Origin of the sequence: Methylotuvimicrobium buryatense (assembly GCF_005931095.1) — a bacterium.
GTDB lineage: Bacteria > Pseudomonadota > Gammaproteobacteria > Methylococcales > Methylomonadaceae > Methylotuvimicrobium > Methylotuvimicrobium buryatense.
On the sequence record NZ_CP035467.1, the window covers coordinates 1,415,778 to 1,430,228 of the forward strand.

Consider the following 14,451-nt stretch of genomic DNA (forward strand, 5'->3'; position numbering starts at 1 on the left):
GTTCGCTAACTCGCTTGGCAGGACGCCGTGAATACGTCCTTGTAGACTTGACAGCGGCTTTCCCTGTCGCCCACACCTGCCAATCGAGCAAAACCGAATCCTCCGTAAAATAAGGGCGTTATTTACGACCAAATCCTAAGTGTCTTTAGGATACGGTAATTCGTGATAAATTAAAAAGCGTTTCTAACAGGGTTCATGAGGGATTTAACATGAGCGGCAACGCTCTCGGCCAAAGCTTTAATATGATAGCCTCCCTCCAATACGGATAAAACCCGTCCCTTGGCGCTTTCTTCGGCAATCGCTTTGATTTGCTCGGTGACCCACTGGTAATCTTCCTCAGTTAGTCGAATACTGGCTAGCGGGTCGTCTTGGTGAGCATCGAATCCGGCGGATATCAATATCAAATCGGGTTTGAAATGCCGAACCGCCGGTAAAATAATCGAGTTGTATAATTGCCTGAATTCGGTGCCGGAGCTTCCTGAATGTAACGGTACGTTGACGATGTTGCCGACGCCGGTTTCCTTGGGGTGCCCCGTGCCGGGATAATGGGGCATCTCATGAGACGAAGCGTAGAGTATCTGAGGTTGTTTATAAAACGCAGCTTGTGTTCCATTGCCGTGATGTACATCGAAATCGATGATCGCGATCTTGTCCACTGAATGATGCAGCCGTGCATATTCCGCTGCGATGGCAATACTATTGAATAGGCAAAAGCCCATCGGTCGATCGGGTTCGGCATGATGTCCGGGCGGGCGAACCGCGCAAAAAGCGGAAGTCGCCTGATCTGTGCAGAGTTTATCCACTGCATCGCAAACGGCAGCGACCGCGAGTAAGGCGGCGGTTCCAGAGCCGGGAGAGAGGATGGTGTCGTGATCGAGCGCATGCAAGCCCTGTTTGGGAATGCTGTCGAGAATGCCGTCGATCATAGCCGGGCTATGAATTAACGCAACTTTTTCTTGAAGATCATCACGCCATTTAGGTTGCACTCGGATTAAGCGCTTAAAACTCGGTGCGTTTAAGGCTTCGTCGATTGCCAGCAGCCTAGCGGCGCATTCAGGATGGCCGGGGCCTGTATCATGCTCTAAAAAGGCCGGGTGTGTGTAATACAGTGTAGGCATGCGTTTAAGTTCTGGCGATTAAACAATGGCTTAGACTTTTTTGTTAGCAGTTAGCAGTTAGCAGTTAGCAGTTAGCAGTTAGCAGTTAGCAGTGAATAGTGAATAGTGAATAGTGAATAGTGAATAGTGAATAGTGAATAGTGAATAGTGAATAGTGAATAGTGAATAGTGAATAGTGAATAGAATTGGCGAAATAAGACTTATTGTTATTCATTGTAAAATTGTTAAGTTCTTCGTTTTTTAGCCATTATTCCTTTTCGTAATTATTCAGGTTACTTTGTTCGGATGTCGAATTTTTTGCAGTTTCGAATGTTTTTCGATCCGGGTTGCCTTGGAGATAGGATGCTCCCGGGTCGATAAAAAATTGACCGCGCATAGCGGTTCTACCTAGCAACATGCGGAATTTCATGTTGTCGCGATTGGTTAGTGTCAGTTCTGCTTTGATCAGTGAAGTGCCAAGAAGAAGTTCAGTTTCAATTACATAACGGCGACTTTTGTGTCCGCCGGAGTCGGTAACCATGCGCAGGTCTTTAACTTGGGCATGGCATTCGATGACCGTATCGATGCGAAGTTGGTCGGGGTGGATGTTGAACATGATCCAATGATCTTTGCCTTTTTTATAAGGGTCGATATAAAAGGCGTGCAATGCCGAAGTGCGAGCCCCTGTATCGATTTTAGCTTTTATCCGGGGAATATTTAAACCCGGCAAAGCTAGCCATTCTCTCCAGCCTAGTTTTGGCAGTTCAACAAATTCTGAAGTCATGGTGTTTGATTCATTAAAAAGCCCCGGTATCGAAACCAGGGCTTAGGGTTGCCAACTACCGACTACCGAGATGAGGCTCCGTAGTGCGTTTCAATATAGCGTTCGACCAGCGCTTGAAACTCTTCGGCAATATGATCGCCTTTCAAAGTGACCGTTTTTACACCGTCTTCATAAACCGGGGCAACAGGGGTTTCTCCGGTCCCGGGCAGGCTGATGCCGATATTGGCGCTCTTGCTTTCCCCGGGGCCGTTGACGACGCAACCCATGACCGCGACTTCCATTTCTTCGACGCCGGGATATTTAGTGCGCCAAGACGGCATGCTGACGCGCAGATAGTTTTGAATCTGCATCGCCAATTTTTGGAAATAATCGCTGGTCGTGCGGCCGCAACCGGGGCATGCGATAACCATCGGAGTAAACGAGCGGAAGCCCATGGTTTGCAAGATTTCCTGTGCGACTACAACTTCTTGGGTTCTGGCCGTGCCGGGTTCCGGCGTTAGCGAGATGCGAATCGTGTCTCCGATGCCCTGTTGCATGAGGACGGATAGGGCAGCCGAAGAGGCCACGATGCCTTTCGAGCCCATGCCGGCTTCGGTTAGGCCGAGGTGTAAAGCGTAATCGCAGCGTTTGCTCAGATCTTGATAAATGCTGATCAATTCCTGTACGTTGCTGATTTTACAGGATAACAAGATTTTGTTAGCGGGTAGGCCTATTTCTTCGGCGCGGGCCGCGCTTTCGAGTGCCGAAACGATGATCGCTTCTCGAGTAACGGCAGGTAGTTCGTCCGGATTTTCTTTTTGTCTATTTTCGTCCAAAAGGCGCGTTAAAACAGATTGATCCAGACTGCCGCCATTAACGCCGATTCGAACGGGCTTGTCGTAACGGCAAGCGAACTCGATCATTTGTTGAAATTGCGGATCGCGGTTTTTACCGCGTCCGACATTCCCGGGATTGATGCGATATTTATCTAAGGCTTCAGCGCAGGCGGGGTATTTTTCGAGTAATTTATGTCCGTTAAAATGGAAATCGCCGACGATCGGAACGGTAAAACCTTTTTGGTCGAGTTGGTTGCGGATTTCGGGAACGGCTTTAGCCGCGTCTTCGGAGTTGACGGTAATCCGAACGATTTCCGATCCGGCCTTCGACAGTTCTATGACTTGGTTGACTGTCGCTTTGATATCGGCGGTATCGGTATTGGTCATCGACTGAACGACGATCGGCGCGCCGCCGCCCACTTTGATGTCGCCGATTTGAACTTGTTGGGTGATTTTTCTTGGGCTGATTGACATGGACTTAAATCTTTATGGAAATGGTTGGCTTTATCTGAAAGAATGACCTAATTATACTCTATACGGACAATTCAAAAGAGTTAAATCGTGAAGATTAATTATTTTTCTGATGTTCATTTGGAATTCGGCAATTTACAAACACCGAGCAATGACGCTGACATCATCATTGCCGCCGGCGATATTGGTGTAAACAAACAGGGAGTTGATTGGCTGAAAACCTTCAATAAACCAGTCATTTATGTGGCCGGCAATCACGAGTTTTATACCGGTGAATATCATGAAGTGCTGAAAATGTTACGAATGGAGTGCGCGGGAAGCCGAGTTCATTTTTTGGAAAATAATCTTTTCGTTTATCAGGATGTCAGGTTTCTGGGATGCACGCTATGGGCTGATTTAATGGTGGATGGAATAGAAACCGCCGAGGCGTTAGGAAAAACCTTGAATGATTTTAGAAAAATCGCCTATAGCGGTCATGCGTTCGATATTGAAAGCTTTTATAAATTACATCAGCGCTCGAAGCAATGGCTTGAGGCGGAATTGCGGCGGCCTTTCGACGGCAAAACCGTAGTAGTAACACATCATGCGCCTACTTCATGGAGTTGGAACGATTCGCCTTATGCGTTGAAAAAATTTGCTTACTGTAATGATTTAAAAGCCTTTTTGCACGAATACGAAGTAGCGGCTTGGTTTCATGGTCATGTGCATAGCATAAGCGATTATCGTATCGCCGGTGCTCGAATACTTTGCAATCCAAGAGGTTATATGGGGCGTAAAACGGTTGACGGTTTTGATGTGAATAAGGTGGTTGAGATTTGATGACTGTGTGTGGGGTAAGCGGTCATAAGCGCCAACTTAGTGCCTATTCTATGGTGCGTTTATGGCTTTATTCGTCATATCGGTATGGGTTATCGATATCCATGTTGTATGGATATGGTGCTGCGCATTGCCATCCGTGGCACTGGATTCCGCCAATCCCTGGCGGAATGGCGAGTTCCTTCCTTAAGTTGGCGCTTATGAGGTTAGCGGTTAGCGGTAAGTCGTGAAGGGTAAGTGAAAGTGAAAGCATTCTTTCCCTTCCTGGTTCTTCAGCGCAACTTGAACACTGCCTTCGGTAGCTTCAACATCGACGTCTGTCCATTGAGATTGTATTCATTTATTTCCCCCGTCCTGGGCTAATTCATGTTGCATCTTCAATTAATCATCTATAATGATGTTTTATCGAATAAATTAAGAGAACTTGTTTATGTCTGCAGTGATTGAAGAAAAAACATTTCGAGGTTTGCGAGAGGTTGCGTTATTAGGTTTGTCGGCCTGCGCATTGTTCTTTTTAATTTCACTCGTCACTTTTAGTAACGAAGATGCCGGCTGGACGCATAGCGGCACCGGGCAAGGCATCAAAAACGCCGGCGGCATGATTGGTGCGTGGCTGGCCGATTTTACGCTCAGTGTTTTCGGGTTGATGGCATATCTATTTCCGATCATGGTCATTCGTCAAGCCTATTTGATGTATGTCGGTAAAAGTCGGGAAACCGCTAAATTAAGTATCGCGGTCAGTTGGTTGGGGTTTATCGCTACCTTGATGGCCGGTACTTCATTGCTCTATCTACATTTGCTGCGAATTCGCATCGATTTGCCCGGTTCGACCGGTGGTATTTTAGGCCAGGAAACCGGGGATATTTTTGTGTTGGCCTTGGGCGACTCCGGTGCGACCTTAATGTTATTGGCGATTCTATTGGCCGGCGTGACGCTATTTACGGGCTTATCTTGGTTTAAGTTGATGGATGGCGTGGGTAAATACACCTTGCTGTTTTTTCGTTGGTTAGGCCAAGGACTGTTCGGGGTGCTAAAAAACCAGTATGAAAGACGAGTAACGGAAACTTCTGTTTCGGTCAAGCCTCGTGAAAAATCGAAAGGAAAAGTTCTGAAAAACTCCAAAGTCGCCCCAGTAGTTGAGTTGCAAGAAGAATCGTTTGTTCCACCAAGTAAAACCAAGCAAAAGAAAATCGATTTTAGTAAGGTTTCCGAAGGCGAATTGCCGCCTTTATCGTTGCTCGACGAACGCAATATCCGAGTCAAAGGTTATTCGCCAAGCGAATTGGAGGATATGTCCCGTTTGGTCGAGGAAATACTGCAGGATTTCAATGTCGTGGCCGAAGTGGTTGCCGTCCATCCCGGCCCGGTTATTACCCGTTTCGAATTGCAGCCGGCGGCCGGCGTGAAAGTCAGCCGCATCAGCAGCTTATCAAAAGATCTTGCGCGCGCGTTATCGGTAACCAGCGTTCGTATCGTCGAAGTCATTCCCGGCAAGCCTTATATCGGTCTGGAGATCCCGAATCAGGAGCGAGAAATGGTCACGCTTCGTGAGCTATTGGCTTCGCAAGGTTTCGAGAAGGCCAAATCGCCGTTGACCTTGGCGATGGGCAAGGATATTTCCGGTGCGCCGGTCGTCGCCGACCTTGGGAAAATGCCGCATGCTTTGGTAGCCGGTACGACCGGTTCCGGTAAATCCGTTGCGATCAATACGATGATTTTGAGCCTGCTATACCGAGCCACGCCGAAAGAAGTTCGAATGATCATGATCGATCCGAAAATGTTGGAACTGTCGGTTTACGAAGGCATTCCGCATTTATTGACGCCTGTCGTGACCGATATGAAAGAGGCCAGTAATGCCTTGCGTTGGGCCGTCGCCGAAATGGAGCGCCGTTACAAGTTGATGTCCAAGATGGGGGTCAGAAATCTGGCCGGTTTCAATCAATTGATCAACGATGCCGATGCGAAAGGCGAAAGCATACGCGACCCGTTTTTCGTGTTGGAGAGACCGCTTGAAGAGGGCGAGGAATTTCCGGTTTTGACGGCTTTGCCGAGTATCGTGATCGTAATCGACGAACTGGCCGATATGATGATGATCGTCGGCAAAAAAGTCGAGGAGTTGATCGCGAGATTGGCACAAAAAGCGCGGGCAGCCGGCATTCATTTGATTCTGGCGACGCAACGTCCGTCGGTCGATGTCTTGACCGGTTTAATCAAGGCCAATGTGCCGACCCGGATATCGTTTCAGGTATCTTCGCGCATCGATTCCCGGACCATATTGGATCAGGGCGGGGCGGAAACGCTATTGGGTAACGGTGATATGCTGTTTTTACCTTCCGGAACCAGCATTCCGATTCGCGCCCATGGCGCGTTCGTAGACGATCACGAGGTGCATCGTGTCGTCGAGTTTCTGAAAGAAACGGGGCCGGCCGATTATTTGGATGAAATTACACAAGAGCGAAGCGATAATAGCGATGGGTTCGGCGGGCTTTCCGATGCCGATAATGAAACGGATGCGCTTTACGACGAAGCTGTACAGTTTGTTACCGAAACGCGTAAGGCGTCGATATCCAGTGTGCAGCGTCGCTTTAAGGTCGGCTATAACCGTGCGGCCCGAATGATCGAAGACATGGAGGCGGCAGGTGTTGTGAGTCCGGCGGAATCAAACGGCTCACGCGAAGTTCTGGCGCCACCGCCGCCGAAAGATTGAGGTTACGTAGAAAAAGCAAATGATTTTTGCACTGATCGGCAGCCTGATTTTGATTGTTTCCCTCGTCGGAGGCTGGTTGTTGTCGGCACGAAAAAAATCGGAAGAAAAACCGATCAAGATTATGTTCTTCATGGTGTATTTCTGGCTGTTGTTTTTCGTTCAACTGACTATTTTGGCGATCGTCTATTACTACGATAAAAAATACGGCCTTGAATGGGTTATCAGCTAATGCAATTCCGTGTTTTATCCACGGCAACAATCGACCCCTTTATCCTAAATTTGGCTGTTTAACCATGCTTGATGATTTTCATGGTGCAATGCTTTTTCTAAATTACTGTGAAAGGTCGTAGATTTAGACTCATTATCTAATTTTTCGATATACAAATCTCCGTTCTGGCAATTCCGGTTCCGAAGAGGGTGCGGTTGCTCGCCCGACAGGCGTCGGCGGCAAGGACAGCCGCCGTCGAGCCTACAGGGACGTATTCACGGCGTCCTGTCGGGCGAGTGATCGCACCCTCCGCCACCAGAGAGCGTTTATTTGCCGGGGCGATGGCCAGGCCTTCATGAACGTTACGTTTTATGTAGCCTTTCTTCTTTCGGATTGCTTTGCAATAGCCCACAAAACATGTTCCTTGATTAAGTCGGACGGATGTTCGAGCTTGGCTTTCATGGCCGAAACGATTGATTCCGAATAAGGGGCGTTGCCAAGCGCGACCGCAATATTTCTTAGCCAGCGCTCGTGACCGATTCTTCGTATCGCCGAACCTTCGCTATATTTCAGAAAAGTCGGTTCGTCCCATGCGAAAACTTCGAGTAATTGCCGGCTGTTGAGTTGTTGTCTGGGATTGAAGTCTTTTTCGCCGGTCAAGCGGGCGAAGCGGTTCCAAGGACAAACGATCTGGCAGTCGTCGCAGCCGTAAATCCGGTTTCCGATCAGCGGTCGTAATGCTTCCGGAATCGAACTGTGTAATTCGATCGTCAAGTATGACACGCACAAACGCGCGTCGACTTGATAGGGCGCAACGATCGCCCGTGTCGGGCAGATGTCGAGGCAAGCCATACAACTTCCGCAATGATTGTCGGCTTTTGTATCGGGCGGCAGCGCTAAATCGGTATAAATTTCGCCGAGAAAGAACCAAGAGCCGGCCTTACGATTGATGACATTGGAATGTTTGCCTATCCAACCCAGTCCGGCTTTCTCCGCCAGTGCTTTTTCGAGAACCGGCGCACTGTCTACGAATACCCGGTAGCCGAAGTCGCCGATTTCGTTTGCAATCCGGTCGGCCAATTTTTGGAGGCGCTGTCTCATTAACTTGTGATAATCTCGGCCCAAGGCATATCTTGAAATATACGCGGCCAAAGGTTTTTCAAGGTTTTGATTCATCGCTGCCGACGATTCGGGTAAATAATCCATGCGTACCGAAATCACGCTTCGCGTTCCCGGTTGCAAAACAGCGGGACGGCTACGTTTCAGTCCGTGCCGCTGCATATAATCCATTTCGCCGTGAAAACCTTTGTCCAGCCAATTATTGAGATGGGCCTCTGCTTCGGCTAAATCGGTGTCGGCGATGCCGACTTGTTGAAAACCCAATTCCAGACCCCATTGTTTGATTCGTTGAGGCAGAGAAGAAAGCTGGCTGATGTTTGTTGTAGTCATTGATGATGGCGCTATTCACTCGTTTGCTTTGAGATTAATGGTTAAACAGGCATGTGTGGGTTTATGTTCCCGAAAGGCGCCTATACAGTTGATGCTCGATTAGAATTCAGCAATTCCCAGTTTGAGCAGTTTCGCCGATTTTAGGGTGTGGGGTATGCCTGTCGAGGAACGCCGTAAACCCATCCATGGGGGCTTGGCGGCAGCTCCCTGCTGCCGACATCCTCGCCAAGCATACCCCACACCCTTTTTGATCTCCAAATTGGGAATTGCTGATTAGAATTCGTGTTCTGAAGGTGTTTCGAATATACTGCAACGGATGGCATCAATTGGTGCGAAATTTTTTCTCGCTCCCAAGCTCCAGCTTGGGAGTGACTACCCCCAAGCTCCGCTTGCCGGGTGACCTCAAGCAGAGCTTGAGGGCATGTGTTCCCAAGTTAGAACTTGGGAACGAGATAAATATGCGGAATTTTTTTGTATGGGTGAGATCAATTTCAGCCACTTAGCTTTAATTTAATTTCCGGTCAAATTTGTATTGTCGGGCAATTAAACCTTTATTGAATAGTATTTAAATGCGATTGAACAAGTACTTTATACCCATGCTGCCGATGCTGGCGGTCGGTTGTGCCGGTTTAACCGGTCAGCAGGCGCCTGCTCCGGTTGAACCGTATTATAAAACACCGGTTCCGCAACCGCCGAAGCCTATCGTCAAACAAAAACCTGTCGCGCCGCCGGAAGTCAAAACTGCTCCGTCATTGCCATCCGCACCTCCGGCATGGGCAACCCCTGCCGAAAAAGTGCAATCGACTCAATTGAGCCCTGTTGCAATCGCGATGATTTCCGATGCGGACCGAAGCGCCGGTGCCGGTAATCTGGATTCGGCTGCTGCTGTTTTGGAGCGAGGGCTAAGAATCGAGCCGAGAAACGCGACCTTGATTTATAAATTGGCCGAAGTTCGTCTTAAACAAGCGAAGCCTAAACAAGCCGAGGATTTGGCTAAAAAATCGGCGATATTGGCTGGTTCCGATAATGCATTAAAAAAACGTTGCTGGCTGTTGATTGCCGAAGCAAAAAAGATACAAGGGGATTTGGCGGGGGCCATGGATGCTCATTTGAAAGCAGGAAGTTTTTAGGTAGAACCTTTCAGTTTTTTACTCTTGATGTAAAAAAGGCTGCATTGCATTAATTGGTTTAAAAGTAAGTAACAAATCAATAGAAGATCGCGTTGCATGTTTATTTATTCTAAAGGTAGAATCCCCTTGATGCTAGTAGGATGTTAATAGTGCGTCGGTCCTAATGGTTTAAGTTTTTTAAACCGGTAAATTTATCAACCCATGAAATGCTGGAGTACAATGATGAAGTTAAATTTCTTAACTGGTGTTATGGCATTAACTTGCCTATCATTAGACGTGTCGGCACAATGTGCGCCGGATACTCGTATTAATGAATTGCAGGATCTGCTTCCAGGTAATACGGTATGTGCTACAAGAGACGGAGATAGGTGGCAGGAAGAGCACAGAGGTGTTTCTGGGGAATCAACTGGCCAGCTTTGGGACTATAAAATGGGTCCTGTCCATCCTGTTGATCCCAGTAAACAGCTTGGCACATGGGCGATCGGAGGCCAAGCAAACAGTCAGGTGACTTATACCTACACTGCATTTGGCGATCCGGAGATTTATACCTTCGAAGTACACCAACCTAACTCTGGTGTTAATAGCTACAACTTTTGTGGTATTGGTGTAGCCGAAAATATTATTGGTGCCACCATACAAGATGGCGCTAATTGTCCTTGAAGAATAAAACTATGCTTGCATGTATTTAGCTGCCAAGTTTCAATCAAAAAATCAAAGTCGCTCCCGGTCGAATAATTCCCAAGATCTCGAATGCTTGTAATGAGGCATCCAGCGTTAAAGGCTTAATCGATTCGTCGCTTAGGCCTAATGCCTCCCACGCTTCCGGCAGGTAGGTCGGGTTGAAGTCTTCGAAGTCATAGGTTTTTACCGAGCAAGGCTCGATACTCGCGGCGATTTTAGCCGCCACATGCAGAATGCAAGCATCTTGAAGGATATCGGTTGCGTTCATCGGATTGGTTTGGGCGGCGACCAATTGCCAAATGCTGCTCGGTAATTTCCATTCCTTCAATAATTCGGCGCCGAGTTCGGCATAGGTAAAACCGAAAATTCGTTGTTCGGCTTCGGTGACCGCATCCTCGCCTCGGTCTTTAAAAGTCAAGGCTTCGCCGGCTTTTTCCGGAAACTGGCTAAACAAGATCAACTTGCCAATGCTATTCAATAAACCGGCGATGAAAAAACGTTCATGTTCCTTTCTCTTGCATTGTTCTGCCAATAGTCGGGCCAATACGCCGCTAGTAATGCTGTGATACCAAAATGTCTCCATGTCGACCAAGTCTTTCGGAATGTCCTGAAAGGTCGATGCCACCGAAGTCGCGATGACTATATTTCGTAATTCTTGCCGACCGATCATCGAAATCGCACGAGAAACCGTATCGACCTTCCCCGAAAATCCGTAGTAGGCGCTATTCACCAATTTTAACAATTGGGCCGTCAATGCCGGATCGTGAACGATGATTTCTTCCAATTGATCGTTGCTGGCTTTATCGGAGCTTAGCAGTTCATTGACGCGCAATGCAACATCCGGCAAGGTATATAAAGAACCGACTTTTTCGATCAATGACTTAGGTACCATATTGCACTCTCGAAATTTGTTTTTAAAGTGGTGATAAGTATAGGTGTTCTAGTAAATTGTGCGTAATTATTCACCCCATAAGCGCCAACTTAGTGCCTATTCTATGGTGCGTTTATGGAAGTGGTGCTACGCATTGCCATCCGTGGCCCTGGATTCCGCCAATCCCTGGTGGAATGACGCGTTCCTTCCTTAAGTTGGCGCTTATGATTATTCCCCCCTTTTTTATAGCATAAGTATCTACACGTCTTTATCATTTAATATCATGCTGTTATAAAGATTCTTCTGGTTTTTTATGAAAATAGGGACTAAAAATTGAAGTTTTTAATCTACTTTTTTTCCTAGGTTACAGAAAATAGCTTAACTAATTGTTTTATAAAGCTGAAAAATTGTGTAGATACTTATGCCTTTATAGTGGGTAGGCTGGAGGATGACCACCAGCTCCCGTTGCCGCAAGAAGGTTAAATCCCTCTATTTACCATCGTGTCTCTTTCAGACAATGGGCGGCTCCGCCTAGATTGCCCTCGGGCCAGATGTCCAGCACGTAACTATTCGGCTAACCGATTGATTGGCTTGATTAGGGGTTGGCCAAATATTTATGCTTTCTAGGAGGTAGGTTATTGTTTCTATGGCGATCTCGGTACGGGGATCTTGACTGATAGGGAAGATAGTACAACGGGTAAGCCGGCATTCTATATTGATTCTCTAATGCTTCGGCCTGCCTTAGTTCGGCTAAGGCTTGTTGACGTTGCGCTTCCGCGCTGCGTTTCAGCGCCTCAACCGCTTCGATGCGATGCTGTTCCTGGCGCTGCATTCTTTCGGCTTCCAGTCTTTCGGCATTTTGCTTATCCCGTTCCATTTGCCAAATGGCGAGTCTTCTTTCGGCCTCGGCCAATTGGCGAGGGTCGGTGGGTTCTATCGGTACTTTTTCTTGTTGCGCATCGGATGAGCAAGGTTTGCCTTGGTAAGTGATTTTTCCTGATGATGTGATACATTTAAAAACATCGGCATCAACAGTTGGGCTTAGGGCTATCAAAAGCAAAAGGAATGCTATTATTGTCATTGCGTAACATTTTTTAAGCACAAGGTTACAAATATAGACCCAATATGTTTAGCTTGGTTCTTTGATTTTTTCCTATCAATAGGCTTAACTTAATTCAATCGCCTTTTGACCGGTTTGATCGGCTGCCGGCTGTTCTTTGGTATTAACCCTTCTCATATTTCTCATGCCGATACATTCTTCGGGCCCATCCTTTTTACGCCATCTTTTTCCACTGCTGATATCGAGTCTCGTTTTGCTGCTTTCGCTCGGAGCGACCTTCGGGGTTTGGAAAAACGCTGAAGCAGACCTTGAACGCAATTTGAAAATCGATTTCGATTTTAGGGTTAGGGAGATTATAGACCGTATCGAGCAGCGTATGGCAGCTTACGAGCAAGTTTTATTGGGCGTAAAAGGATTGTTCATGTCTTCCGATCATGTCGACCGAAACGAATTTCGTATCTATGTGGATACGCTGAAAATCGATCGGAATTTTCCCGGTATTCAAGGTATCGGTTTTTCGGTGGTTGTGCCGAGTCATGACAAAGATAAGCATATCGCCGATATTCGCAATCAAGGGTTCCCGGACTATTCGATTCGACCGGAAGGCGAGCGTGATATTTATAGTTCGATTTTATACCTTGAGCCGTTCGTTGATCGCAATCTTCGAGCCTTTGGTTACGATATGTATTCCGAGCCGGTCCGCAGAAAAGCGATGGCCGATTCGCGCGATCTGAGTCAAACACGCATTTCCGGTAAAGTCATATTGGTTCAGGAAACCGATGAAGCTGTGCAAGCCGGTTTTTTGATGTATTTGCCGTTATTCCGCGATAACGTAACCTATGAGTCTGTCGAGGAACGGCGGAGCAATATCGTTGCCTGGATCTATGCGCCGTTTCGCATGGATGATTTCATGGCGGGGGTTGGCGGAGAACGCGCATCCGACTTGAATCTGGAGATATTCGACGGCGTTACGATGACCGAGGAGGCGAGAATGCATAGTAGCTCGTCCGAGGCTTTGTCGAGTCTTTACTATCTAAATACGATACGAACGATCGACATCGATGGCCATGCTTGGACTTTAGCCGTGAGTCCGGGGGCGAGCTTCAAACAACGGATTAGCCTAGATAAACCGCGATACATAGCCGCTGCGGGGGCAACGCTGAGTGTGTTGTTGGCGACAATCATTTGGCAATTGGCGTCCGGGCGCGCTAGAGCGCTGGCGTTGGCAACCGAGATGACTCGTGAGCTACGCGAGAGCGAGGCACGCTTTCGGCAAATGGCCGATTCGGCGCCGGTATTGATTTGGATTTCCGGGGCTGACAGCCGCTGTTTTTGGTTCAATAAGGTTTGGCTAGATTTTACGGGGCGAACCCTAGATCAAGAAAAGGATAACGGCTGGCTGGAAGGCGTCCATCCTGACGATAGACAGCGCTGTATCGATTGTTATCTAGATCATTTCAATCGCCGCGAACCGTTTCGTATGGAATATCGCTTAAGGCGCTTCGACGGCGACTATCGATGGATCGACGATCATGGCGTGCCGCGCGTTGATGACCATGGAAATTTTTCCGGTTACATCGGTTCTTGTACCGACATCACCGAGCGTAGGCAGGTGGAAACGATACTACGAACCCATTCCGAGGCTTTGACGCGCTCGAATGCCGATCTCGAGCAATTTGCCTACAGTGTCTCCCATGATATGCGGCAACCGCTTAGGACGATTGCCGGACATTTGCATTTGCTGGAGCTCGGTTTGGCTGAGCAATTGGACGAAGACAACAAGGAGAACTTGGCCTTTGCGCTCGACGGCGCCAAACGTATGGATGCGATGATCGTTTCGTTACTCGACTATTCCCGTGTCGGCCGTAAGACCGAGCCTAAAATTTGCATGGAAACCCGCGAGTCCTTGAATGAAGCATTGAAATTTTTAGAGGTGGAAATCGAAGAGAAGCGTGCCGATGTCGTCGTGCAGGGCGATTGGCCGGTATTGTCCGCGAGCCGGGATGAATTGACACGCTTGTTGCAAAATTTGATCGCCAATGCCATTAAGTATCATGATAGCGAAGAGGTGCCGCATGTAACCGTGGTTTCAACCGAGCACGCGGGGATATGGAGAGTACGCATTGCCGATAACGGCATCGGGATCGACCCCAAACAAATCGATAAATTGTTTCAATTTTTTAGCCGTTTGCAGTCTCGGGCGCGCTTCGACGGAAACGGCATGGGCTTGGCCTTGTGTCGGCGCATTGTCGAGCATCATGGCGGTCGCATCTGGGCCGAGTCGGAAGGGGAAGGCAAAGGCAGCACGTTTGTTTTTGAAATTCCATTGGCGCAGAATAATGCATCCGATTAGTTTTTCAGC

General features: G+C 47.9%; 12 protein-coding genes. 6 read left to right on the forward strand and 6 right to left on the reverse strand.

All coding sequences use genetic code 11. From position 1 onward, the window contains the following. Positions 1-170 precede the first annotated feature (170 nt). From EQU24_RS06440 to ispG, 3 genes are all read right to left on the reverse strand, one after another. Positions 171-1,118, reverse strand: a complete 948-nt coding sequence (locus EQU24_RS06440) for a histone deacetylase family protein (protein WP_017840278.1) — start codon at positions 1,116-1,118, stop codon at positions 171-173. A 247-nt stretch (positions 1,119-1,365) separates the two neighbouring features. Continuing rightward, complete coding sequence (locus EQU24_RS06445) at positions 1,366-1,881, reverse strand: ATP-dependent zinc protease family protein (RefSeq protein ID WP_017840277.1); 516 nt, start codon at positions 1,879-1,881, stop codon at positions 1,366-1,368. Between the two features lie 62 nt (positions 1,882-1,943). After that, the gene (gene ispG, locus EQU24_RS06450; RefSeq protein WP_017840276.1) at positions 1,944-3,170 is read right to left on the reverse strand and encodes a flavodoxin-dependent (E)-4-hydroxy-3-methylbut-2-enyl-diphosphate synthase; all 1,227 of its coding nucleotides are present in this window, start codon (positions 3,168-3,170) and stop codon (positions 1,944-1,946) included. A gap of 87 nt (positions 3,171-3,257) precedes the next feature. On the opposite strand from ispG, the gene EQU24_RS06455 reads away from it, so the two are divergent. From EQU24_RS06455 to EQU24_RS06465, 3 genes are all read left to right on the forward strand, one after another. Then, positions 3,258-3,986 (forward strand): metallophosphoesterase, encoded by a 729-nt coding sequence (locus EQU24_RS06455; RefSeq protein WP_017840275.1) that lies wholly within the window; start codon positions 3,258-3,260, stop codon positions 3,984-3,986. Positions 3,987-4,413: 427 nt separating this feature from the next. Continuing rightward, complete coding sequence (locus EQU24_RS06460; protein WP_017840274.1) at positions 4,414-6,690, forward strand: DNA translocase FtsK; 2,277 nt, start codon at positions 4,414-4,416, stop codon at positions 6,688-6,690. A 19-nt stretch (positions 6,691-6,709) separates the two neighbouring features. Then, positions 6,710-6,919 carry a hypothetical protein gene (locus EQU24_RS06465; protein ID WP_017840273.1) on the forward strand — a complete coding sequence of 70 codons (210 nt, stop codon included), beginning with the start codon at positions 6,710-6,712 and terminating at the stop codon, positions 6,917-6,919. A 348-nt stretch (positions 6,920-7,267) separates the two neighbouring features. Here the strand turns inward: EQU24_RS06465 and queG are convergent, their stop codons facing one another. Next, positions 7,268-8,347 (reverse strand): tRNA epoxyqueuosine(34) reductase QueG, encoded by a 1,080-nt coding sequence (queG, locus tag EQU24_RS06470; RefSeq protein ID WP_017840272.1) that lies wholly within the window; start codon positions 8,345-8,347, stop codon positions 7,268-7,270. Between the two features lie 569 nt (positions 8,348-8,916). Between queG and EQU24_RS06480 the strand changes: the two genes are divergently transcribed. Next, a complete protein-coding gene (locus EQU24_RS06480; protein ID WP_138767108.1) occupies positions 8,917-9,477 on the forward strand; it encodes a tetratricopeptide repeat protein in 561 nt (186 codons plus the stop codon). A gap of 219 nt (positions 9,478-9,696) precedes the next feature. After that, positions 9,697-10,137 (forward strand): hypothetical protein, encoded by a 441-nt coding sequence (locus tag EQU24_RS06485; protein WP_138767109.1) that lies wholly within the window; start codon positions 9,697-9,699, stop codon positions 10,135-10,137. A 43-nt stretch (positions 10,138-10,180) separates the two neighbouring features. On the opposite strand, the gene EQU24_RS06490 is transcribed toward EQU24_RS06485, so the two are convergent. Further along, entirely contained in the window at positions 10,181-11,050 is an 870-nt protein-coding gene (locus EQU24_RS06490) for an HDOD domain-containing protein (protein WP_017840269.1), read from the reverse strand. Positions 11,051-11,624: 574 nt separating this feature from the next. Continuing rightward, the gene (locus tag EQU24_RS06495) at positions 11,625-12,110 is read right to left on the reverse strand and encodes a DUF4124 domain-containing protein (RefSeq protein WP_138767110.1); all 486 of its coding nucleotides are present in this window, start codon (positions 12,108-12,110) and stop codon (positions 11,625-11,627) included. Between the two features lie 163 nt (positions 12,111-12,273). On the opposite strand from EQU24_RS06495, the gene EQU24_RS06500 reads away from it, so the two are divergent. Beyond that, positions 12,274-14,442: a CHASE domain-containing sensor histidine kinase gene (locus EQU24_RS06500; RefSeq protein WP_017840267.1), complete on the forward strand. Its 2,169-nt coding sequence runs from the start codon at positions 12,274-12,276 to the stop codon at positions 14,440-14,442. The last annotated feature ends 9 nt before the right edge of the window (positions 14,443-14,451 follow it).

Bases quoted from the DNA above. Each gene is read 5' to 3' on its own strand.
- EQU24_RS06440 (WP_017840278.1), bottom strand. From the start codon at position 1,118: ATGCCTACACTGTATTACACACACCCGGCCTTTTTAGAGCATGATACA.
- EQU24_RS06445 (WP_017840277.1), bottom strand. From the start codon at position 1,881: ATGACTTCAGAATTTGTTGAACTGCCAAAACTAGGCTGGAGAGAATGG.
- ispG (WP_017840276.1), bottom strand. From the start codon at position 3,170: ATGTCAATCAGCCCAAGAAAAATCACCCAACAAGTTCAAATCGGCGAC.
- EQU24_RS06460 (WP_017840274.1), top strand. From the start codon at position 4,414: ATGTCTGCAGTGATTGAAGAAAAAACATTTCGAGGTTTGCGAGAGGTT.
- EQU24_RS06465 (WP_017840273.1), top strand. From the start codon at position 6,710: ATGATTTTTGCACTGATCGGCAGCCTGATTTTGATTGTTTCCCTCGTC.
- queG (WP_017840272.1), bottom strand. From the start codon at position 8,347: ATGACTACAACAAACATCAGCCAGCTTTCTTCTCTGCCTCAACGAATC.
- EQU24_RS06480 (WP_138767108.1), top strand. From the start codon at position 8,917: ATGCGATTGAACAAGTACTTTATACCCATGCTGCCGATGCTGGCGGTC.
- EQU24_RS06485 (WP_138767109.1), top strand. From the start codon at position 9,697: ATGATGAAGTTAAATTTCTTAACTGGTGTTATGGCATTAACTTGCCTA.
- EQU24_RS06490 (WP_017840269.1), bottom strand. From the start codon at position 11,050: ATGGTACCTAAGTCATTGATCGAAAAAGTCGGTTCTTTATATACCTTG.
- EQU24_RS06495 (WP_138767110.1), bottom strand. From the start codon at position 12,110: ATGACAATAATAGCATTCCTTTTGCTTTTGATAGCCCTAAGCCCAACT.
- EQU24_RS06500 (WP_017840267.1), top strand. From the start codon at position 12,274: ATGCCGATACATTCTTCGGGCCCATCCTTTTTACGCCATCTTTTTCCA.